Origin of the sequence: Paenibacillus sp. FSL E2-0201 (genome assembly GCF_037963325.1) — a bacterium.
Lineage (GTDB): Bacteria > Bacillota > Bacilli > Paenibacillales > Paenibacillaceae > Paenibacillus_AQ.
The window spans coordinates 600,738-622,977 of record NZ_CP150154.1 but is presented as its reverse complement, the minus strand read 5'-3'; the positions used below and the strand labels follow the sequence as shown (position 1 = coordinate 622,977).

Genomic DNA, 22,240 nt, shown 5'->3' with positions numbered 1-22,240 from the left:
AGATTCTTTCTGCTATCTTAAAAGAAAATGCTTTGGAAGTCCATTCAGGCGCCTTCGTGATGGACTTACTGATTTACTTCATTTATATATTAGAAAGAGGGGATTACCCTATGCAGCATCGTAATTTCGAAATACCAGCTGGTGAAGACGCTGTAATCCGCTGCTCGCATTTTCCTGCTCAAGGCGTGCCTAAGAGTCTTATCGTTATTGCACACGGTTACAAGGGCTTCAAAGATTGGGGGATGTTTCCTTACATAGCCACTGCTCTCAGCCAAGATCATGAAGTGATCACCTTCAATTTCTCTCATGCTGGAATTGGAGAGGATCTGCTACATTTTACTGAGCTTGAGAAATTCGCCCGCAACACTTTTCGTCGTGAGCTGAAGGACATGGAAATACTGTTGTCCTATCTTAGCCAGCACCCGAAATTTGGCAGCCTGCCATTATTCCTTCTTGGGCATAGTCTTGGAGGGGGAATTAGTCTGGTCTATACGCTTGACCATCCCGATGAAGTTAGAGGGGTCATCTCCTGGAACGGGGTTACGAAGCTCGATTTGTTGACGGAAGAACAGAAGCAGGAGATGAAGGAAACTGGGCGTACCCATGTCCTTAATGGACGCACTGGACAACAAATGCCGCTGGATGCTGTTATTTTAGAAGATATGGAGAACCATAAAGAACGCTATAACATCCATGAGCGCATGAAGACAGCGACCTTCCCGGTAGTCCTTATTCAAGGCAGTCAGGATGGCGCACACCTCCTGCAAGGGTCTGAACAACTCACCATAATTCGACCGGATATTAACTGGGTGCAGATTCCTGAGGGAAATCATACCTTCTGCACTGTGCATCCTTTTGCTGGAACCACTCCACAATTGGAGCTTGCCATTGCTGCAACCATTAATTTTATCACTCAGATGCTTGCCGACTAATTCTTCTTATAGTCTACCAATCTCCCAAGGGGGCCCCAAATATTCTTTCTGATATGTTAAAAACCGCCACGAGTTCTGCAACTACGCAGTCCCTGTGGCGGTTTCAATTTCAACCTATTCTTAAATTCCAGGAATGACATTGCGCTTATGCGCCGTTCTCCGATAATAATTCTCGAGTTTCTCCGCTACCTCAGGGTTAACCTGTTTGCCTTCCAGATAATCGCTATTATCATCATAAGTAATCCCCAGCTCGGTTTCATCCGTCTGCCCCGGCCATAAGCCTGCCGTAGGTGCTTTAGTGACAATATCCGCAGGTACACCGATATGAGCAGCTAATTGACGAACCTGACGTTTGTTAAGCGTGGATAGAGGTGTAATATCTACTGCCCCATCCCCCCACTTGGTGTAGAAACCCGTAATAGCCTCAGAAGCATGATCCGTTCCTACTACAATCAGATTGTTCTCAAAAGAGAGCGCATATTGCATAACCATACGTGTTCTCGCTTTAACATTACCCTTGCCTTGATGCGTCATATGGCGATGTTGTCCCAAGGACTTCAGACCATGTTCAACCTCAAGCGCAATTTCATTTACAGCTTCCTCAATATTAGTCTCTACTGTATGGGTCAGATTAAAAGCTTTAGCGACATCGTAACTGTGCTGGATATCCTCTTGAACACCATATGGCTGGAATACGCCAAGCGTAATATACTCTGTGCCTTCCTGTGCTGACAACTCGTCCGTAGCCTGCTTACATAGACCTGCTGCTACCGCGCTGTCCACCCCGCCGCTAATAGCGATCAATAATCCTTTGGCACCTGCTTTCAGCACGTACGACTTTAAGAAATCAACCCGTTTACGAACCTCTGCTTCTACATCAATCGTTGGCTTCACGCCAAGATCAGCAATAATTTCTTTCTGTAAACTCACAAACCACACCCCGTTCCATCAGAAATGGTTCCATATCCATCAAAATATCCATACCAAGTGAAGCACTATGCTTCTAAGTATATTCTATCCCATTATCGCTCTTATATTTTGAAAAATCCCGCAACAGCCGAATTACCGACTGATGCGAGATTGAATGGAATAACTTTTTTTACTGGCAAAAACGTTCAAAGACTTCTTTCAATTCAGCAGAAATTTCAGCAGCCGAACGATTCTCAACACTATGACGTTCAATAAAATGAACGAGCTCTCCATCCTTCATCAATGCGATGGAAGGGGAAGACGGTGGATAAGGAGCAAAATATTCACGTGCTTTAGCAGTGGCTTCTTTCTCTTGACCTGCAAACACTGTGAACAAGTGATCCGGAGTAATCTCATTTTGCAGTGCCTCAGCTACACCAGGACGACATTGTCCAGCGGCACAACCACAGACCGAATTCACAACTACAAGTGCCGTACCTTTTGCAGTAGGAAGAGTGGCTTCCACCTCTTCTGGAGTCATAAGCTCCTGAAACCCAATGCTTGTAAGGTCATCACGCATAGGCTGAATTGAATCTCTCATATATTGATTAAAAGACATGGACATTTCTCTGCACTCTCCTTCACTAATTACTGTTTTGTCAGATAACATTACAGCAGTACTTACTAACTTTATTATACATTCATACTCTGTGAAAGCAAGAGATGCTACAGTAACCTGATTCAATCCGTAAGGGTGGCTCCGCTATATTCTTCCTTTACTAAAGGGAATGAGATGGTAAACACTGTACCCTCTCCTTCTACAGACTCTACATTTATTTTACCGTTATGCCGCTCCACAATACTCAGACACAAGGATAAACCTAGACCCGTGCCCTCCCTTTTCGTTGTAAAAAAGGGGGAGAACAACTTCTCTCGTTGACTTTCCGACATGCCAATCCCTCTATCTCTTACAATCAGCTCCACTTTATCCTGAGTACTGTGTGTTTCCAGTGTCAGAATCCCCTTGGGTCCCATAGCCTCCATGCCGTTGCGTCCTAAATTAAGAATGAGCTGCTTTATTTCCCGAATATTTAACTCCAATTCTTGAATGGATGCGTTTAGCTTAAGCTCCACACTTTGACCTCGAAGATTAGCATCCGCCCACAGCAGCGGACTGACTTCTTCTATAATACGGTGTAATAGCACCTTCTCCTTATCTGAAATCCGGCTCTGCGCCAGCGATAAGAAATCGTTAATAATACTATTCGCCCGATCCAGCTCCTCTAACACGATCTGATAATAAGAATCCAGATCATCTGAACTCTTTTCTCTCATCAGCTGCAAAAATCCACGAACTACCGCCATAGGATTACGAATCTCATGGGTAATTCCAGCAGCCATCTGTCCTACTAAGCTTAGACGTTCTACATGATCCAGCTCTGAGCGGAGTTTCACTTCATCCGTAATGTCCTGCGCAATGAGTACAACCCCACCAGATAATGCTGTGTTGGTATTCACTAGCGGTGCTGAATAAATTTGATAAACTCGCGACTCATGAGTCATTCGCTCATGGGAACGTCGTTTTCCGCGGATGTTATCCCCTACACGCTTATACGCCTCAGCATCCACCGAACCATTAAAAAATGCCCTCACTGGCTTGTTAATGATATCCTCTCTTCTCAAATGAGGATAATGAGTTCTTATCATTCCCAACATACAATCGTTTAGTTCGGTCACGACTCCGTAATCATCCAGAGACATAATACTTATAGGAACTACGTTTGTAATCTGCTGCAGCTTCTCAGACTCCCACTGAAAATTATCACTTTTAGTTTCCATATGTACCTTAGCCCGCCACCTACTCCAGGCCATTTCAACAAAATAAACAAAAATACCACCAAGTGCGATGGTGAAAAACAGATACAAAGTAATCAAAAGTGACTCGCTAGAATTAGACTCATATATATTTTTACCGCCTATAATAGGTACAAGTGCAATGAATAACATATTTGGACAAAGAACCATCCATAACATCCCTATCTTCTCTACCACTGTGCCCTTCTTAAAAGGCTTAGCTAGCCCAAACAGCAACGGATATAATAATATTCCTGAATTTAATATCATATTACTTATTCCTGTCGGCTCTGCGATGAATATATTACAGACGAGCAAAAAGATGGACAGCAAAATACCTGAACGTACAGTTCCATATAAAATACCGATATAAGCAGGGATCATCCCTAAATTCAAATAAGCAATACCGAATAAAGTCGTCGAAAGTAGAGTGCACAGAATAAGGCTTAATGTACAAGCCATAACCAAAAAAGTTTGATTATCCGGGAAACTACCTTTTTTTCGAGCCACAAGCCCTTGGTCTACCCACCATTGAATTAGAAAAAGAAAGGAGCATGCTGCCGATATTTGCAAAAATATATCCTTGATTGCGCCAATAATTACAATCACACCCCAAAATGGACAAATTCCCCTACATGTCTAGATTAAAGCACAGGTTTACTCTCCTGACAACGATAATCACTAAGCAGAAGGAGAAGACTGGTTACATGAGAGTCAGAATGGTATGATTCCGTTAGGAAAACACGGAGCAATACCCGTGTCTTAACATGTAAAGGAGTAAAATTTCATGAGCAACTACGATGTGATCGTCATAGGTGGCGGCCCTTCAGGATTAATGGCAAGCGTGGCTGCAGCAGAACACGGGGCATCCGTACTACTGATTGATAAAGGAGCTAAGCTAGGAAGAAAGCTTGGGATATCTGGTGGTGGACGCTGCAATGTAACGAACGTCAAGGAGAGAGATGAGTTGATCTCCCATATTCCCGGAAACGGGCGTTTCTTGTATAGCGCCTTCGACCATTTTAATAATCAAGATATCATTGCCTTTTTTGAAGGCTTAGGCATTGCATTAAAGGAAGAAGACAACGGACGGATGTTTCCAGTTTCCGATAAGGCATCCAGCGTCGTCTCCGCCTTAATTAACAAAGTACGAAGTCTGGGCGTGCAGATTATGACGGACAGCCCTGTCTCACATGTAATATATGCAGAAGGGGCTGTTAAGGGCGTTCAGCTGAGCTCGGGTAAAACGATCTCCACTGCTGCTGTCATCATCGCCACCGGCGGGAAGTCCGTGCCTCAGACCGGCTCTACTGGAGATGGGTATCCTTGGGCGGAAGCCGCAGGCCACACCATTACTGAGCTGTTCCCGACAGAGGTACCGATTATTTCACGGGAAGAGTGGATTAAATCCGGTGAGCTGCAAGGATTGTCGCTGCGCGATGTGGCACTAACTGTTTGGAATCCTAAAGGAAAGAAGGTTATCTCTCATCGTGGAGATATGATTTTCACTCATTTTGGATTATCGGGACCAATTGCTCTGCGGTGCAGTCAATTTCTGAGACAAGTCCAACGTAAATCCGGCACAGACACTGTCGAGATGTCCATCGACCTCTTCCCTGATCTGAATGCACAAGAAGTAGAAGCTATGGTGCAGGACAAGCTGGAGCAGGAACCGAAGAAAGCGATCCGCAACTCGTTGAAGGGGCTGCTGCCAGAACGTCTCATCCCTCTCTTATTAGCTAAAGCTGACCTAGATGGAGATATAACGGGCCATCATGTATCCAAGAATGGATTGCTTGCTCTAGCAGGTATCTTAAAACGGATGCCCGTCTATGTTCACGGTACCCGTTCCCTGTCCGAGGCCTTTGTTACCGGAGGCGGGGTAAATCTGAAGGAGATCGATCCCAAAAGAATGGAATCTAAGCTTATGCAAGGGCTATTCTTCTGCGGTGAGGTGCTCGATATCCATGGTTATACCGGTGGCTACAATATAACAGCCGCCTTCTCTACCGGTTATACAGCAGGCAAACATGCCGCAGATCTAAGACTTAACTAAAACGATGCAACTAAAAACAGCGTGATTTGAGAGGCTTCTCAATTCACGCTGTTTTTATGTCTATCTATCATTCTTTCCCTAAACGGAACGTACCAAATATTCTGCTAATAAAGAGTCCTACCATGTATCCAACCGGAACAAACAGGATGATCCCCCACCATCCATACAAAGAGAGACAGATTAGTGCGGAGGAAACCATTGTAAAGGGAAGCAATAGAATAGGGACCGCATGCATCCCCGCTTCAGCCTTTTGTTCTTTCGTAAACGGTAGTATCCCAATATAATCATCACCAACAAACAACGACCAGAACGAGAACAGCCAAAAAGTCATGAGTGATGTTAACACTACAAATCCCAGCCATTTGAAACCCGATGGAATAATAAGAATCGCTACGGCGGACACGGCTGTAAAAGCTAAGTAAAGCTTCAAATGGGCCGGATTCCGTACGAGTGCCTTAATCGCTGCCGCAGAGAAACGGCTCTCGGCAGTCTTTGATTTAAGCAAAGGCTGTGACTTCCGGAAAATCCACGGCTTATGGCGAGTCGGACGAGGTTTATCCAGAACATTGCGGAGCAGAATGGCTGCAATCTTCATCCGCTGCTTGTAGTCTTCTCGCACATCGTTCATAAATGTCCCGCGCATCAATAAGCGCCAACGGAAAGCGATAATCGCAACGACTGTAAATACAACTGCACTCAGCAATATGAAGAGCGGGCGATCATTCCAAAGGCTAGCTACTCTGAAATAAATAGCGTTTGGGACGGAGATCGCCAGGAATAGCCACAACCAGCGCCGCCAACCTTGCTTCTGTACTTTTACAAGATGCCCAAGTAGCTTAACACACCAGCTGCACGCCAAGGTCAGAGCGAAGAGCGACCATACCTCAAATGAAGTCATTTCAAATCCCCGAATCAGAAAGGGCAATAGCAGTGCAAAAGCAACACAGAATTTAAGCGAGGTTACAAACAGGCTGTAGAGCAATCCGCGAAATACGATCGTATTAATCCATCGCTGCCGTTGTCTAAGAAATAATAGGTCCCCTTCCTGCAATAATAGCACCAATCCCCCATTGCAGATCAGGAGCACTAATAATGAAGGAATGAACATAAACGGCAGATTCACACTCCAAGCCGGTAGCGCCTCATTCCAGAAACCATAATACAAACGCCCTCCCAGCAATCCCCCGGGAATAAGAATATATAAGAGAACGGTCCAATCAGCCGCTGTACGAATAATAGCGGATTGCTCACGCCAATGAGAGAATAGCCGCCGTCTGAATAGTTGTTTGGCGTTAGAAAAAGCAAACGTCCGCTGTCCCTGCTTACTCATGTCAGTTCGTCGAAGCAATCAAACAACGACGCCTCCGGCAGTCCAGCATAATCACGTATATCTTCGAGTGTTCCCGAGGCGGCAACCCTTCCCCCAGAGATCAGTACGAAATCATCGCATATCTTCTCTGCAGTATCCAGTACATGCGTAGACATTAATACACCTGCCCCTCGCTTCCGCTCTGCTTCCAGAAGTCGCAAGAAATCTTTAGTGGCGCGAGGATCTAGACCGATAAACGGCTCGTCCACAATATAAACATCTGGCTGTACCAAAAAACCAAGCATTAGCATCATTTTTTGTTTCATGCCCTTTGAGAACCCGGCTGGAAGATCATTGCGTACATGGCCCATACCAAACTGCTTCAGCAACCCTTCTGCAGTTTCTTCGAACTGTTCATACTTCAGTCCATAAGCAGCGGCTGCTAAATCCAAATGCTCCCACAACGTCAAATCCCCATAAAACACAGGCTGTTCCGGTACATAAGCGTAAGATTTATTAACTCCGCTAAAAGACACCTTAGCCTTGGTATTCTTCAGCAAACCAAGCAGGGTCTTAATGGTTGTACTCTTTCCAGCACCATTAGGTCCGATCAGTCCGAGCAACTGCCCTCGCTTCACCTGAAAAGAAATATCGAATATGCAAGGATCTCCCGCCTCATAGCCAGCTTCATCGATCTCAACATCGAGTACAATGTCGTCGTAGCTCTCGGTATCCACTATTGTTTCTTCTTTTTCCATACTCTCCATCTCCTAGATACTTCTAATAAATACTATTATAGATTGCATTCTCTATAACGTATATGAATGATATTCGAATGGTCAACAGAGGCAATCGAAACTTATCTAATCGTACTATATATTTTTCCTGAAAATAATCAAGCTGCTTTTTTCACAATAATAACTTAAGCCCTGCTCAATAGCGAACAAAAGAAACCTCCCATTAAAGGGAGGTCTGTCCTACAAGATCCATGTTATTCGTCGCTGCTGCTCCCTCCAGCTTCTTGATAGCCGCCTCATCCCTGCGCTCAATTTTGCCACGCAGCATTAACAACCCCAGCCCCAGCACTCCTGTAAGCAGACCAGATAGAATAAAGGCAGACACTGGACCTGATGCTGTCACTAAAGCTCCACCGGCTACGGGTCCTAGAATGACGGCCGCGCTTGTCAGACTGCCTATGGTCCCAAACACACGTCCCGTGTATTCTGCAGGTGTCCGTTGCTGGAGCATCGAATTAAAGGGTATAAACGCTAGTCCTGCACCCACACCGGCAAACATGAAGGACCCAAACAAAGCAATGTTCATCCAGATTCCTGCCTGACCGTGAGCAGTTACGATCCCTGCACTCGAGAAGACAGCTCCCATGATTACAGCCCCTAATCCCATAAAGATGAGCGGATGCTTGCCACTGCCTACGCGGCTCACAAACAGCGCTGATAGTAAGGTTCCAAGGCCACTCGCTGCTACACACCAACCCAGCAAATCACCGTTTACACCTGGAATTTCCCGGAATAACGTTACAATCTGAGAGTCACCGATCTGCAGCATTAACAGTACCAGTATCAACGTAACAATTCCACAGAGCACCACAGGCATTCCTGCGATCACCTGCAGACCCGCGGACATTTCTTGGCGGAAGGATTTACGCACCTCAGTTTCCCCTGTGCTTGCTTCTGCATTCTCCTTCTTCACCGCAGCTATTCGCGGTAATCCAACCAAAATGATCGCCGATAAAATGAAAGTAGCAGAGTCAATCATGTAACAAGCAGCTATTCCGAAGGCTGCCACCAACAATCCCCCGAGAGCGGGGCCCACAATTTTTGTTATCTGTTCTATAGATGAACTAAGCGCCATCGCTTTATCCATCTGGGCCGCGGGAACAAGTTCCTTAATCTTTCCGCTTTTGGCTGGTGAGAATAGCACATCCATACATCCCTTTGCCAGTAGCAGCACATAGACTTGCCACAGCGAGCCTGCAAATACTAAGCAAATCACAATCGCTGAACGTGCTATATCCGAACCAATCATTAGTGCCTTTCGGTTGAAACGATCACTTAAATAACCAGCAAAGGGGCCTCCTAACAACAGAGGTACAGCCATACATAAAGATATAGCCGTAATTTCCCACGGTGTAGCATTCCATTTGAACCCAACCATTGTCAGTAGCGCTAGGATATGTAACCAGTCTCCTACATTCGATACAAGCTGTGCGGCGATAAGCAGCATGAACGGCTTATTTGCGGTTAGCTTACTTTCTTTTAAATCATGAATTCGATGTTCCTCCATCTTTACTTCACTCCCCGTTACTATTTCTCAATGAAACAATAGTAAAATATTGGAGATTATCATTCATCCGTCTGGAGGCGTAAATAGTACTTGAACCGGGGGATGAAATTGAGATCCTATCAGAGACTGAGGTCAAAAAACATTCAATTTCAACATCTTCAAAAAATTGTTTGATTTTTAATAATTAAAAGTTGCTCATTGTGACAAATCACATGTTCTTCATTCAATCTTTCACGTATTCTATTGTTATCTCAAAGTTCGTTGCACAGGTAAACCGTGCACTAATTAATATGATTACAGACGTGCGACGAGTTCACATGATTAACGATAGAGGGTGGAGAAGCATGATACAATCTTATGAACGTGATACACAATTAACACTACATTTGTACCGGGTATTTGCCAAATCATTCAAGAGTATTAATGAGCATGCTGTTACCGGCAGCAAAATCGAAGGTTTTAATCCTACTGCCTTTGCCGTCATGGAAGTGTTGTACTATAAGGGACCACAGCCCATTCAACAAATTGGAGCTAAACTGCTGCTACAAAGCGGTAACGTGACTTACGTGATCGACAAGCTCGAAGAACGTGGCTATTTGCAACGCAAGCCTTGTCCAAGTGATCGTCGTGTGATTTTCGCAGAACTGACAGCGGAAGGCGAACGTCTCATGAATGAGATGTATCCGAAATACTCAGAGCGTCTTCATCTTGCATTCAGTGGACTGAATGATGAAGAGAAGGAACAAATGATCACTCTGCTCAAGAAGATGGGCCTGCAAGCTGAGAAGCTTTCCCCTCTTCCCCGTAAGTAGAACTAGCGTCTAGGCTGCTTTTCACTTCATATTTGTTAGACAAGCTGTTTTCACACGAAGAAGCCCGACCGGCAAATGCCTGGTCGGGCTTCTTTATGTGATTTAGAGAATGAATTATGCCTTTTTCAAAGACGAAGTAGCGTCCTCAACGGAAGGTACACCCTTGCGCAAACCCCAAGATATTACTAACGACAACACCGCGAAAACTGCCATCATGATAAATAACGAATGAAGTCCCCCTTCAAGTGCACCACGCAAACTGTTTGATACTTCACCAGACAGATTAGTTCCTGTATGCGAGCCAAGCAACTTATTAATGTCATCACCTGTAACGTTTGAATCTGGTTGTTTTCGCAGCAGCTGATCAATATTCAAGTTCAGCCAGGAACCAAATATAGCCACCCCAATGGTCTGACCCAGTGACCTTGTAAATGCATTAAGCGCTGTGGATGCGCCACGTTGATCATACGCAACCGAGGACTGCGCGATAATCGTGAAGACCGTAGAGGAGTATCCGAACCCTACTCCACAGACCAGCATCAAGCATAAGAGGATTAGCTGCGAAGACTCTCCGGTCAAGAAAACCAGACCAATAGCTCCGGCAGCAATCATCATCAATCCAAGCATTGCAGTTCGGCGAGAACCTGCCCGCAGAATCATTCGTCCACCTGCGATTGACCCAAACATCCAACCTACGGACATTGGAGCAAGCAGCAAGCCTGAGATCGCAGCGCTTTTTCCTGATACGCCCTGCACCCATAAGGGAATATACGTAGAAAGTCCAATAATTAATGTACTTACCAGCAGATTAGCACCCGTTGATACCGCGATGTTACGATTTGAGAATAGGTTCAGCGGAAGCATAGGCTCTGGTGCACGGCGCTCCACAAACAGAAACAGGATTAGCAGGATAACCGCTGCACCCAGTGTTGCGAGTAGTAATGGAGAGGTCCATGCCAGGTTCTGCCCTCCCGTAGAAAGTCCAAAGAGTAGAGCCCCCATCCCTGCTGCAAAAAGAAGAACGCCTGCCACGTCGATTTGTGTCTTCCGACGCACCTTCTCTTCCTTCAGGTAGCGCGCAATAAATATCATTGCCAACACACCAAATGGCAGATTAAATACAAATACCCAGCGCCAGCTTAAGTAATCGACAACATAGCCCCCAAGCAGCGGCCCTACCAAAGAGGAAATCCCCCAAACAGAGCTTAGCAACCCTTGCGTCTTTGCTCTTTCTTCAATGCTGTAAATATCACCGATAATCGTAAAGGTCATTGGAATAAGTGCACCCGCACCGATCCCCTGTATCGCGCGAAACAGGATCAGCTGTTCCATACTTTGCGATATGCCGCATAATAATGAGCCTAATAAAAAAACAGCCGCTCCCCACATGAATACAGGCTTGCGTCCGAATAGATCACTGATTTTGCCGAAAATAGGTGTTGTAATAGCCATTGCCAATAAATATGAAGTAAATATCCAGCTCAGCCACTGCATTCCCTGAAAATCGCCAACAATCGCCGGCCCCGCTGGCCCCGTTACAGTCCCCTCAATAGCGGCCAGAAACGTAGCCAGTAGTACCCCTGTTAATATTAGTTTGCGTTCTAAATCCCCTGTTGACTTCAATGTTCCAAACCCTCTCTTTATGTATTATGTGAATTGCCACTCCTCGCGCAGCAGAGCATGAAGAGCAGCATCCTGAAAGCCGGAATCAATCTGCCGATATTGACGCAATACGCCTTCCTTCTGAAATCCAAGCGCATTTACCAGCTTCTCCGCACGGATATTATCAGGATGACAAAGTGCTTCTATTCGATTCAAGCCCATAATATTGAAGCCAAAATCGAGTACAAGCTCAAGCGCTTCTTTCATATATCCAAGTCCCCAAAAGGCAGGTGACAGATCACAGCCTATTTCACCACGGTAAGCTCCCTGAAGCTGCCAATGGTTATAACCACAGCTACCTATGACTTCCTCCCCAGGTCCAATAATACTCCAACGTAAGCTCTCATCTTCCTGAGCCATCTGTGATAGTAGTTCAATAAGCTGTTTCGTTTCTTCTATAGAAGATAACGCCGGTGCACCCAGCCAGAGAGAAACGTCCGGATGAGACCATACCTGAAATAATGCTGAAGCATGCTCAGTAGTCATAGCACATAATTTTAATCTTCTACCAAACAGTGTAGGTGTCACTCCATTGCATAGATACAATTCTCCGCCCCCCCTTCAACTTATCAATTATACATCATTCAAGAGTATATCCTTAAGCTAAAAGTTCTAATTTTTTAACATCTTATATTGTAAAAAGCGCCCGGATCAGGCGGCACACTCACCACTTGATCCAAACGCTTTTTAATAACCTTACCGATTAATGATTCCATTCCGTCAATTCACGACTTCACTACACAACACCTGAAGTTTGGCTCGAATATCCTTGAACTCTTCAATACCCGTGCCAGTGATACTGTACCCTTCACTATGTGCAGTCAGAAAGTTGTCCAGCGTCAGCTTTTCCAATTCCTGTTTCACTTCGCGTTCTCCTACACGATACCCCATGTCTTCCAGTCCGAGCAGCATCTCCGAGATCGTCACATCTTTATCATGTGCACAATAAAGCATGTGAATTCCTATGAACAAGTTCTGTACATCGGCGCGCATATTCCACTCCTTCTGGCTACAAAGCCTTCGGTATTTACTCTTGCATTACCCTATGACAGTTCATTGGAAACATCATCGTAAGGGCTCAACACTTTATACAGATCATAGCGTACTACAAAATATTACAAAACAATGTTGTGTCTTGACGTACCCCACATAGCTGTACTATGTTGTTAGTTACAGTTATGGTTTCATATTGACTTTAAAGTACAGGAAGGTGATGCTTCATGTTTCAAGCTATGCCATATGATGGAACGCGCAGCGAGCAGTTTGAAGCCGTTCTAACCCAACTCGAAGCATTGATGAAGGACGAACCAAGTGCTACAGCCAATCTAGCTAATGCTTCGGCACTGCTTAAACACGCTATGCCGGATACGAATTGGGCTGGATTTTATTTATTTGACGGTAAGGAGCTAGTACTCGGACCCTTTCAAGGCCTCCCTGCATGCATTCGAATTCCACTATCCCGCGGGGTGTGCGGAACGGCAGCAGCAGAGCGACGCACGCTTGTAGTAGGAGATGTACATGCATTCCCAGGTCATATTGCCTGTGATGCAGCCTCTAACAGCGAGATTGTTGTGCCTTTAATAAAGGATGACCGCTTGCTTGGCGTACTGGATATCGATAGTCCGCTCAAGGATCGCTTTGATGATGAAGAACGCCGGTTTCTGGAGCGGTTCGCAGCATTAGTATCGGAAGCTATCTAAAAATCCTCTCACAAATATATACTTTCTGATAGGTCAAGCTTAAACGCCTTCGTCGTCCTCATAAGGACGGTAAGCGTTTAAGCGAGAAATATAAGACATAAAGTATGGTGTGAAACTTATACTTTATGTCTTATATTTTTAAAAAAGCTGTCTTATTTGTAGGAGTTACCTACTTATAAGACAGCTTTTTTCCGATGGCCTACAGTCGAACTGGGCTTATATTCCAAATCTCTGCCGCATAACGACTAATTGTATTATCGCTGGAGAATTTACCGGAATGACCAATGTTAATAATGGACTTCTTTAGCCATTCCTGTCGGTTACGATATGCCCGATCAATTTCAACGTGCGTCTCAACGTAACTAGCGAAATCTTTAAGCACAAAGAATTCATCGTTATTATCCAGAAGAGAATGGAAGATGCTCTCAAACTCCGTAGCATGACAACATATAGGTCCTGGTTTGATTAACTGATCCAGTACTTCTTTCACACGACTATCCCCATTGTAAATGTCACGCGCATGATAACCGCCATGTTGGTAGTAATCCATGACCTGCTCAGCACGAAGTCCGAACAGGAACATATTGTTGTCCCCCACCATCTCATGCATTTCCACATTAGCGCCATCCATCGTACCTACCGTCAATGCACCATTCATCATAAACTTCATATTCCCGGTGCCTGACGCTTCTTTGCTGGCGGTAGAAATCTGCTCACTGATATCCGCCGCAGGAATGATCTTTTCTGCTAGGGATACCGAATAATTTTCAAGGAAAAAGATGCGAATCTTTCCTTTAACATCCGGATCTTTGTTGACTACCTCTGCAACTGTATTAATTAATTTGATAATCCGCTTCGCCAGATGATAGCTTGGTGCTGCCTTTGCTCCGAATATAAACGTGCGCGGGACCATATCCATCGAAGGATTATCTTTGATCTGATTATACAAATGCAGAATATGCAAAATATTAAGCAACTGGCGTTTATAGGCATGCAGACGTTTCACCTGTACATCAAAGATAGAATCGGGGTCTACATGTACCGAATGCTTACTATAGATGTACTCTGCAAGACGCAGCTTATTCTGGCGCTTAATACTGGCTACTTGTTCCTGGAAGGAAGCATCCTCACAATATTTAATCAAGCCAATCATTTCTTGAGGATGGCTCACCCAACGGGTCCCTATCGATTGATTGATCAAATTAGCCAGGTCCGGATTGGCATGCAGTAACCATCGCCGATGGGTAATTCCGTTCGTCTTATTATTGAAACGGTGTGGATACATTTCATTAAAAAGTCGCATCTCGCGCTTCATTAATATTTCTGTATGCAGCGCCGCTACTCCATTGACACTATGGCTCGCTACAATCGCCAGATGAGCCATCCGGACCTGATCATCATGAATAATCGCCATCTGCGCAATTCGATCCTGATCCCCCGGATAACGACTCATAAGCTCGCCACAGAAACGGGCATTGATCTCTTCAATAATTAGAAAAATACGTGGCAGTAGCTCCCTAACCATTTGAATAGGCCATTTCTCAAGCGCTTCACTCAGAATAGTGTGATTGGTATAAGAGACCATACGCGTCGTGATACTCCATGCCTCATCCCACCCTAAGCCATGTACATCCATCAGAATCCTCATCAATTCAGGAATCACCAGCGTTGGATGTGTATCATTAATATGGAGAGCTACCTTGTCTGGCAGCGATTCAATAGGGAGCCCAAGCTTGGCATAAGTTCGCAATATACTTTGCAGCCCCGCGCTGCAGAGGAAATACTGCTGCTTCAGGCGAAGCAGCTTGCCTTCGTATTGAGAGTCATCTGGATACAGGAACTCCGAAATGGATTCTACAGAACGCTTATACTCCAGAAACTTATGATAATCCGTCCCAGCAAAGGAACCAAAGGTTCTAGAAGGCTGTGTAATGGATTCCGCACTCCAGTTTCGCAGTGTATTCACATGCCGGCGGTCTGCCCCAATGATAGGAACATCATATGGAACTGCACGAACGGCCTCATACTGACTATGCTCAAAGATAAGCCGCCCGTTCTCTTCGCGGGTCTCAATAACCCCCCAGAACCTAACTTCAACCTGCTTGTCTTCGCGGCGCACTTCCCATACATTATCATTCTGCAGCCAGTAATCAGGCAGTTCCACCTGATACCCATCGACGATCTTCTGCTCGAACAGGCCATATTTATACCGTATGCCGCAGCCATGTCCTGCATATTGCAGAGAGGCGAGTGAATCCAGGAAACAAGCGGCCAGACGACCTAGACCTCCATTCCCTAACCCAGCATCCGCCTCCTCCTCCTCGATATCCTGCAAACAGAAGCCAAGGTCCGCTAAGCCTTCACGTACTACTTCCAGTACGCCCATATTCAGCAGATTGTTCCCCAGAAGCCTACCGATCAAGAACTCCATTGAAAAATAGTAAACCTGCTTATCTTTATCGATCTTATATTTCTGGTTGGTTTCTGCCCAATTTTTCCCGGCGTTCTCGCGTATCATGTTGCCTAGTATTTTATAGACATCGGCATTCGAGGCTTCCTCAAGTGGTTTACCTAATTTACCAATGAGGGTCTCACGGAATACCTGTTTGAAAGATTCTTTATCGTTAAACAACAGTAGGTCCTCCTGACAAATGCTTTTTTTAGAAGTGCAGTAGACTGTGCCATTAGATCAGATAGGTTAATACTGCTTAGTTCATCTAATCCAGTCGTTAGATCTTGCTGCTCTTGGCGATGACGAATGGACGTTTGCTATCTCCAACAAGAATTCGATTCTTACTCAAATGTACGTCTTTATCCATAATCACGTTCTCAATGACTGCATTCTCTTCAATGACGCACTTTTGCATAATTACAGAGTTGATGATTTTCGCGCCCTTACGTATTTGAACCCCCCGGAAAATCACGCTGTTCTCCACGGTTCCACCAATAATGCAGCCGTTAGCCACCAGTGAATTGCTGACATTAGCACTCTCCAAGTATCGGGTTGGAGCCTCATATTTAATCTTCGTCTGTACCGGACTTTCTTTGAACAAACTGAAGTAATTCTCCTGCTGGAGCAGTTCCAAACTGTTCTTATAATAACTCTCCAATGAATTAATTACGGCATGATAGCCATGATATTCGTATGCGGCAATATTAAATTTGTGTCGGTTCTTCTGAATTACATCACGGAAAAAATAACTCTCTCCATGCGCAATGCAATGCTCCACCTGCTCCAAGAACAGTTTCTTCTCCATAATGAAGATATCCAGATATAAATTAGGATGGTCCTTCTCATGATGGATATTGGTTACCTTATTTTCTTCGTCTACTTCAATACGCTGGCATAGATCATGCTCTGGCTGCAGTTCCTCAATCTTTTTATACACCACTGTAACGTCGGCGCCCTTCTCCAGATGGTAGCTGTACAAGTCTTGGAGGTCGATCGTATTGATATGCTGGCTGCCGGAAAACACGATATATTTAGCAGATCCCCGTTTAAAAAGATCCAAATTGTTATGATAATGCTGTAAGTCCCCGAGAGAAGTATCCGTTGGATCGTTCCAGTCCGGAGGCAAAATGAATAGGCCCCCATGTTTGCGGTTCATATCCCAGGATTTACCATCACCCAGATGGTCCATTAGAGAACGGTATTTACGGCGGACGAACAGACCGACGCTCTCTAAGTCTGCACGCATCATATTAGAAAGCACGAAATCAATCAACCGATAACGACTGGCAAAAGGTACGGCTGCGCCACAGCGGAAATAAGTGAGTTCATTTAGTTTATCGAGTTCATGATCCAGATTAATTACACCCATGAGTTGCTTCATCGGAATCCACCGTCCTCTTATAATTTATAAGAAAGTATAAGTTTCACCATATACTTTATCCTTATAAATCTCGCATAAACGCTTACCGTCCTTAGAAGGACGCCGAAGGCGTTTTAGCTTGATTATATGGTTTTGGCTACAACTGATTTTCGCTTCTTGCTTTTATTGTCGATCAGCAGAATTTCATTCTCATTCTCCCGTTCGATGCCTATTTCCATATAATCGTCGATTACCGTATTCTCGCTTATAATCGCTTTATGAATGCGTACGTTCTTGCCAATCTTAACCTTAGGCATAATCACAGAGTCCGTAATTACACTTCCCTCACCCACTTCTACGCCATAAAAAAGGACCGAGTGATTCACTTCGCCATGCACAATGCAGCCTTCATTAATAATGCAGCCTGACACTTTCGCCCCAGGGGCGACATATTGGGCAGGTTGATTCGGATTACGTGTAAAAATGCGCCAGCTGGGATCGTTTAGATTAAGCGGTGGGGTATCGCTCAGTAAATCCATATTCGCTTCCCATAAGCTGGTTACTGTACCTACATCTCTCCAATATCCTTCAAAAGGGTAGGCAAATAAGGAGTTTCCGTCCTCCAGCATTAAAGGAATGATATCCTTGCCGAAGTCATGGGATGATCCTACATTCTCCCCATCCTCCAGTAGATGCTTACGAAGAATCTCCCATTTGAAAATATACACTCCCATAGAAGCTAGTGTGCTTTTGGGCTGAGAGGGTTTCTCCTCAAATTCGTAAATCTTCAGATCGTCCTCCGTATTCAAAATTCCAAATCGGCTGGCTTCCTCCAGCGGAACGTCAATTACAGAAATCGTGCAATCGGCGTTTCTTTCCTTGTGGTATTGAAGCATAGCGTGATAATCCATTTTATAAATGTGATCACCGGACAAAATAAGAACATGCTCTGGATCGAACTGATCCACAAACTTAAGATTCCGATAAATCGCATCGGCTGTTCCCCGATACCAACTGCTTCCATTCTCGCGTTCATGCGGTGGCAATACGAATACCCCACCGTTCTTACGGTTCAAATCCCAATCACTGCCTACTCCGATGTAAGAATGCAGGATAAGCGGCTCATATTGAGTCAGCACACCAACTGTATCAATACCTGAATTGGAGCAGTTACTTAGAGGGAAGTCGATGATCCGATAGGTCCCTCCAAAATAGACAGCGGGCTTGGCAAGCGATTTGGTTAAACCTTTCAATCTTTTGCCTTGGCCTCCAGCCAATAGCATGGCTACCATTTCCTTTTTCTTCATGGAAAAGCCTCCCTTGACTTATGGGTGATATGAAGTTCAGCAAGCACAGGTTGAATGAACAGAAGTTCCAGAAAGAAGTGAAATCATAGGAAATACACTTGAAAGAAATGAGCCTTGATAGGAAGATGGACAAAGTTGAATAAAACGTGGAAGGAAATATAACACGATCGGATGATCTAACCTAAAATGGGAATCTTTCGCCAAAATCAGGAGATTATCCTTATTGTAAAGTGTTCTATATCCGCCGTCAAAACCCTTTTATCACATTTTCGAAAATCCGAATTTTTTAACCTTGTTTGTTATTAAACACATTAATATTACTTATAACTAAATTAACCCCTTTGAATCAGCACAAAAGAAAAAACGACTCATTTAATCGTAATGCATAGGGACGGATCTTCAGCAAACATTCAACCGAATATGTCATAATGTAGCTATCTATCACTGATTTGGAGGTACCTATAATGAAAGCAGCCCAAGGCGTTCGACTACTGCTCGTAGATGATGAGCCTCATATACTACAATTTCTGGAGCTAGGTCTCCTTAACGAAGGGTTTGAAGTCAGAACCGCACCCGACGGGATCACAGCTATCTCTGTCGCTGCTGAATTCAAGCCACATGTAGCCATCCTAGATGTCATGATGCCCGGCATGGATGGATTCGAGTTATGTCATTACCTTCGCTCGGAAGAGACGGAAATTGCCGTCATTATGCTGACTGCAAAGGATGAAGTGGACGATCGGGTCAAGGGACTCACTATTGGTGCTGACGATTATATGGTCAAGCCCTTTAGCTTCGATGAATTGCTTGCCCGAATTCAAGCGCGGCTTCGCAATCAGTTTCCGGGTCTGCTAGGGGAGGTCCGTTGCGGTCCATTCCGCATTGACAGCCGCCGAAAAGAAATTCGTTTCAAGGAAGAAGTGCTTGAACTCTCCCCCACGGAATACGAGTTACTGCAGTATCTCGTTATTAATCACGGTCTTGTACTGAGTAAGCCCATGATTCTTGATAAGGTGTGGGGCTATGATTTTGGCGGTGAGGAAAATATCGTTGAGGTCTATATCCGTTCGCTTCGCGAGAAGCTCGGGGATAAGGAGCACCGTATTATCCGTACCCTGCGGGGAGCGGGCTACCGGGTAGATCTATGAGTACGCGCATCTCTAAATGGTTTCGTAAGCTGCCTGCACCACGTTCCCTGCGCAAGCAGCTGCTAGCCATTTCACTGCTCATTCTATCAGGATTGCTACTACTAATCGGAGTACTACAATATATACTCATGAGAGATTTCATATACAGCAATAGAGCGGAGTCTATGGAAGCGCAAATACGTTCTGTTCCTCGTGAGATGTTTTTCAACTTTTTCAATTCCTATGACGAGGACGTTACAACTCCGAATGAGGGAAACACCGAGCATAGTAGCAATCTCCCTTTGGGAAGAGAAGGCATGAATAAAATGCCAAGCGAACTTCGAACTGGCGAGAATAGGCGTCCGCTTCTGCTTGATGCCCACACGACCCTCGCCATGTACAGCTCGGAGGGTATCTTCCGGGATTTACAGCAAATGACCCTCTCGGATATAGCTGCACCAAGACTAACAAACGAACAATACGATGCTCTGTTTACTCACACCACCGATAGCGCAACAGGAAATTATAAGCTCATCCAAGCTGAAGACGGCACTGAGCATCTAGCGATATTCATGAATCTCTATAGACCCGGAAATACTAGACTGCTGGTACAAATGAGTGTGAGTACGGGGCCATTGACGGATGTGATCATGCAGCAGCTGCTGATCTACGCAGGCTTGTCAGTGATTGCTTTAATGGCCGGCTTCTTCCTATACTTGCCTGCTCTTCGAAAGACGCTGGTCCCTCTTTCAAACATGGGAGAGTCCGCCCAGATCATTGATGCCGGCAATCTGGATATTCGGTTTCCAATTAATCAAGGACAGGCCGAAATCGACAAGCTGGCTCTTTCATTCAATGGTATGCTCGAGCGTCTCGAAATATCCTTTCATAATGAACGGGAAGCCAAGGAACAGATGCGCCGCTTCGCTGCAGATGCTTCTCACGAACTGAGAACGCCGCTGACCTCGATCCACGGCTTTCTGGAGGTCTTACTGCGTGGTGCCGCGGATAATAAAGAACAGCTGTACAATTCATTGCGAAGCATGCATGGCGAATCGAAACGAATCAACAAGCTGGTAGAGGATTTACTTCTACTCGCTCGAATGGATGGCGCCCCTCAACTGCGGATGACAGACTTACTCCTCGGAGAAGTGATTTCCGAAATGAAGCCACATCTGCTCTTGTTGGCGGATCAGCGCAAGGTTACCTTTGATATCTCCTATGGCATCCGTGGTAAATATGAGCCCAATAAGATTAAGCAGGTGATTCTGAATCTGTTCCACAATGCAGTTCAGCATACGGATGCCGAATCTGGCACCATACATCTCTCTTTACATGCTAGAGAACATGAGGCCGTTCTAACGGTACGGGACAACGGCTGCGGGCTCTCTGCGGAGCATATCCCGCATATCTTCGATCGCTTCTACCGCAGCGATTCCTCTCGCACACGTAAATACGGTGGATCCGGACTCGGCCTTTCTATTACCAAGTCTATCGTCGAGGCACATCACGGCAAGATTAGTGTAAGCAGCACCCTCGGTGAGGGAACAACCTTTAGGGTGACCCTTCCTTGTGAGGAAGGATTAGCCAAGAGAGAGTAACAACCGTTATAATAGGTGATAGACTTAAGCCTATGTCTACGATGCGAGTTTTGCTTCACAAAACTTAAGCGTATGCTTACGATGCCAGTTTTGCTATGTTGTCCATTCTAAGGAGCCACGCTCCGCAAAACTTTGAGGAGGTCAAAAAAATGTACGAAATCGCCGTAATTGGAGCCGGCCCCGCCGGTGCAAGCGCAGCCCTGTTCGCCGCCAAGGCGGGCAAAAAAACGCTGCTGATCGACAATGATAAGGGCATGACCCGCAGAGGATGGTTCGAGAACTTTTATGGAATTTCCGAAGTAGGTGGTCCTGATCTCGTAGAAACCGGACATAAGCAAGCCGTTAAATTTGGCGCTGAGCTGGTTTCAGAACAAGCTATCAACCTCACATCCAGCGGCAACGGATTCGTCATTGAAACCGAAGACGGAATCATTTATGAAGCGAAGCATGTCATTCTTGCAACGGGTGCCCTTACGGATCTAGCCGCTAAAGCTGGCGTGGAGACAAAAGATGGTACAGAGCCTAGAATCAAAACTGTAGTCGCTGTTGATGCAGAAGGCAAAACAAATATCCCAGGCATTTGGGCTGCAGGTACCGTTGCCGGAGTAAGTGTACATGCCATTATTACAGCAGGTGATGGCGCGAAGGTAGCGATCAATGTGATAAGTGAGCTGAACGGTGCACGTTACGTGGATCATGATGTGCTAAAGGCTTAACCAATGACTTAAAACATAGATCCGGAGACGATTCTTAGGAATCTGTCCTCCGGATTTTTTATATAACAAAATATAACTGCACTTGGTGCAGCTATTTCATACTTTAGCTCCCCTATGACTTTTTTAAGTGTAGTTTGTG

General features: G+C 45.1%; 19 protein-coding genes. 7 read left to right on the top strand and 12 right to left on the bottom strand.

Annotated features, from left to right (window positions below):
* Nucleotides 1-110 precede the first annotated feature (110 nt).
* On the top strand, nucleotides 111-932 hold the full coding sequence (locus tag NSU15_RS02850) for an alpha/beta fold hydrolase (RefSeq protein ID WP_339289066.1): 822 nt from the start codon (nucleotides 111-113) through the stop codon (nucleotides 930-932).
* Nucleotides 933-1,052: 120 nt separating this feature from the next.
* On the opposite strand, the gene nadE is transcribed toward NSU15_RS02850, so the two are convergent.
* The 3 genes from nadE to NSU15_RS02835 all read right to left on the bottom strand — a co-directional run bounded on the left by nadE (nucleotide 1,053) and on the right by NSU15_RS02835 (nucleotide 4,304).
* Nucleotides 1,053-1,862, bottom strand: coding sequence for an ammonia-dependent NAD(+) synthetase (gene nadE / locus NSU15_RS02845; RefSeq protein ID WP_042123925.1), 810 nt, complete (start codon nucleotides 1,860-1,862; stop codon nucleotides 1,053-1,055).
* A 169-nt stretch (nucleotides 1,863-2,031) separates the two neighbouring features.
* The gene (locus tag NSU15_RS02840) at nucleotides 2,032-2,466 is read right to left on the bottom strand and encodes a BrxA/BrxB family bacilliredoxin (protein ID WP_042123923.1); all 435 of its coding nucleotides are present in this window, start codon (nucleotides 2,464-2,466) and stop codon (nucleotides 2,032-2,034) included.
* Between the two features lie 116 nt (nucleotides 2,467-2,582).
* Entirely contained in the window at nucleotides 2,583-4,304 is a 1,722-nt protein-coding gene (locus NSU15_RS02835; RefSeq protein ID WP_339289064.1) for an ATP-binding protein, read from the bottom strand.
* A gap of 178 nt (nucleotides 4,305-4,482) precedes the next feature.
* On the opposite strand from NSU15_RS02835, the gene NSU15_RS02830 reads away from it, so the two are divergent.
* Nucleotides 4,483-5,751, top strand: a complete 1,269-nt coding sequence (locus tag NSU15_RS02830; protein WP_339289062.1) for an NAD(P)/FAD-dependent oxidoreductase — start codon at nucleotides 4,483-4,485, stop codon at nucleotides 5,749-5,751.
* Between the two features lie 67 nt (nucleotides 5,752-5,818).
* Here NSU15_RS02830 and NSU15_RS02825 read toward each other — a convergent pair whose 3' ends face one another.
* The 3 genes from NSU15_RS02825 to NSU15_RS02815 form a co-directional block, all read right to left on the bottom strand.
* Nucleotides 5,819-7,081: an ABC transporter permease gene (locus NSU15_RS02825; protein WP_339289060.1), complete on the bottom strand. Its 1,263-nt coding sequence runs from the start codon at nucleotides 7,079-7,081 to the stop codon at nucleotides 5,819-5,821.
* Nucleotides 7,078-7,818 carry an ABC transporter ATP-binding protein gene (locus NSU15_RS02820; RefSeq protein ID WP_339289058.1) on the bottom strand — a complete coding sequence of 247 codons (741 nt, stop codon included), beginning with the start codon at nucleotides 7,816-7,818 and terminating at the stop codon, nucleotides 7,078-7,080. The genes NSU15_RS02825 and NSU15_RS02820 overlap by 4 nt, the downstream gene beginning before the upstream one ends.
* A 202-nt stretch (nucleotides 7,819-8,020) precedes the next feature.
* Entirely contained in the window at nucleotides 8,021-9,364 is a 1,344-nt protein-coding gene (locus tag NSU15_RS02815; RefSeq protein WP_339289057.1) for an MFS transporter, read from the bottom strand.
* A 344-nt stretch (nucleotides 9,365-9,708) separates the two neighbouring features.
* Between NSU15_RS02815 and NSU15_RS02810 the strand changes: the two genes are divergently transcribed.
* The gene (locus NSU15_RS02810; protein WP_042123913.1) at nucleotides 9,709-10,176 is read left to right on the top strand and encodes a MarR family transcriptional regulator; all 468 of its coding nucleotides are present in this window, start codon (nucleotides 9,709-9,711) and stop codon (nucleotides 10,174-10,176) included.
* Nucleotides 10,177-10,290: 114 nt separating this feature from the next.
* On the opposite strand, the gene NSU15_RS02805 is transcribed toward NSU15_RS02810, so the two are convergent.
* The 3 genes from NSU15_RS02805 to NSU15_RS02795 all read right to left on the bottom strand — a co-directional run bounded on the left by NSU15_RS02805 (nucleotide 10,291) and on the right by NSU15_RS02795 (nucleotide 12,831).
* Nucleotides 10,291-11,799: an MDR family MFS transporter gene (locus NSU15_RS02805; RefSeq protein ID WP_339289055.1), complete on the bottom strand. Its 1,509-nt coding sequence runs from the start codon at nucleotides 11,797-11,799 to the stop codon at nucleotides 10,291-10,293.
* Nucleotides 11,800-11,823: 24 nt separating this feature from the next.
* Entirely contained in the window at nucleotides 11,824-12,384 is a 561-nt protein-coding gene (locus NSU15_RS02800; RefSeq protein ID WP_042123909.1) for a GNAT family protein, read from the bottom strand.
* A gap of 174 nt (nucleotides 12,385-12,558) precedes the next feature.
* Entirely contained in the window at nucleotides 12,559-12,831 is a 273-nt protein-coding gene (locus NSU15_RS02795; RefSeq protein ID WP_042123906.1) for a hypothetical protein, read from the bottom strand.
* 227 nt (nucleotides 12,832-13,058) lie between these two features.
* Between NSU15_RS02795 and NSU15_RS02790 the strand changes: the two genes are divergently transcribed.
* The gene (locus NSU15_RS02790; RefSeq protein WP_042123904.1) at nucleotides 13,059-13,538 is read left to right on the top strand and encodes a GAF domain-containing protein; all 480 of its coding nucleotides are present in this window, start codon (nucleotides 13,059-13,061) and stop codon (nucleotides 13,536-13,538) included.
* A gap of 199 nt (nucleotides 13,539-13,737) precedes the next feature.
* Here the strand turns inward: NSU15_RS02790 and NSU15_RS02785 are convergent, their stop codons facing one another.
* The 3 genes from NSU15_RS02785 to NSU15_RS02775 all read right to left on the bottom strand — a co-directional run bounded on the left by NSU15_RS02785 (nucleotide 13,738) and on the right by NSU15_RS02775 (nucleotide 18,657).
* Nucleotides 13,738-16,170 (bottom strand): glycogen/starch/alpha-glucan phosphorylase, encoded by a 2,433-nt coding sequence (locus tag NSU15_RS02785; protein ID WP_339289052.1) that lies wholly within the window; start codon nucleotides 16,168-16,170, stop codon nucleotides 13,738-13,740.
* Between the two features lie 97 nt (nucleotides 16,171-16,267).
* The gene (glgD, locus tag NSU15_RS02780) at nucleotides 16,268-17,371 is read right to left on the bottom strand and encodes a glucose-1-phosphate adenylyltransferase subunit GlgD (protein WP_042123900.1); all 1,104 of its coding nucleotides are present in this window, start codon (nucleotides 17,369-17,371) and stop codon (nucleotides 16,268-16,270) included.
* Between the two features lie 122 nt (nucleotides 17,372-17,493).
* Nucleotides 17,494-18,657 (bottom strand): glucose-1-phosphate adenylyltransferase, encoded by a 1,164-nt coding sequence (locus tag NSU15_RS02775; RefSeq protein WP_042123898.1) that lies wholly within the window; start codon nucleotides 18,655-18,657, stop codon nucleotides 17,494-17,496.
* 464 nt (nucleotides 18,658-19,121) lie between these two features.
* Between NSU15_RS02775 and NSU15_RS02770 the strand changes: the two genes are divergently transcribed.
* The 3 genes from NSU15_RS02770 (at nucleotide 19,122) to NSU15_RS02760 (ending at nucleotide 22,101) form a co-directional block, all read left to right on the top strand.
* A complete protein-coding gene (locus NSU15_RS02770) occupies nucleotides 19,122-19,805 on the top strand; it encodes a response regulator transcription factor (RefSeq protein ID WP_042123896.1) in 684 nt (227 codons plus the stop codon).
* Nucleotides 19,802-21,385, top strand: coding sequence for a HAMP domain-containing sensor histidine kinase (locus NSU15_RS02765; RefSeq protein WP_339289049.1), 1,584 nt, complete (start codon nucleotides 19,802-19,804; stop codon nucleotides 21,383-21,385). Before NSU15_RS02770 ends, NSU15_RS02765 begins: the two co-directional genes overlap by 4 nt.
* Before the next feature lie 149 nt (nucleotides 21,386-21,534).
* Complete coding sequence (locus tag NSU15_RS02760; protein ID WP_042123891.1) at nucleotides 21,535-22,101, top strand: FAD-dependent oxidoreductase; 567 nt, start codon at nucleotides 21,535-21,537, stop codon at nucleotides 22,099-22,101.
* Nucleotides 22,102-22,240: the final 139 nt, after the last annotated feature.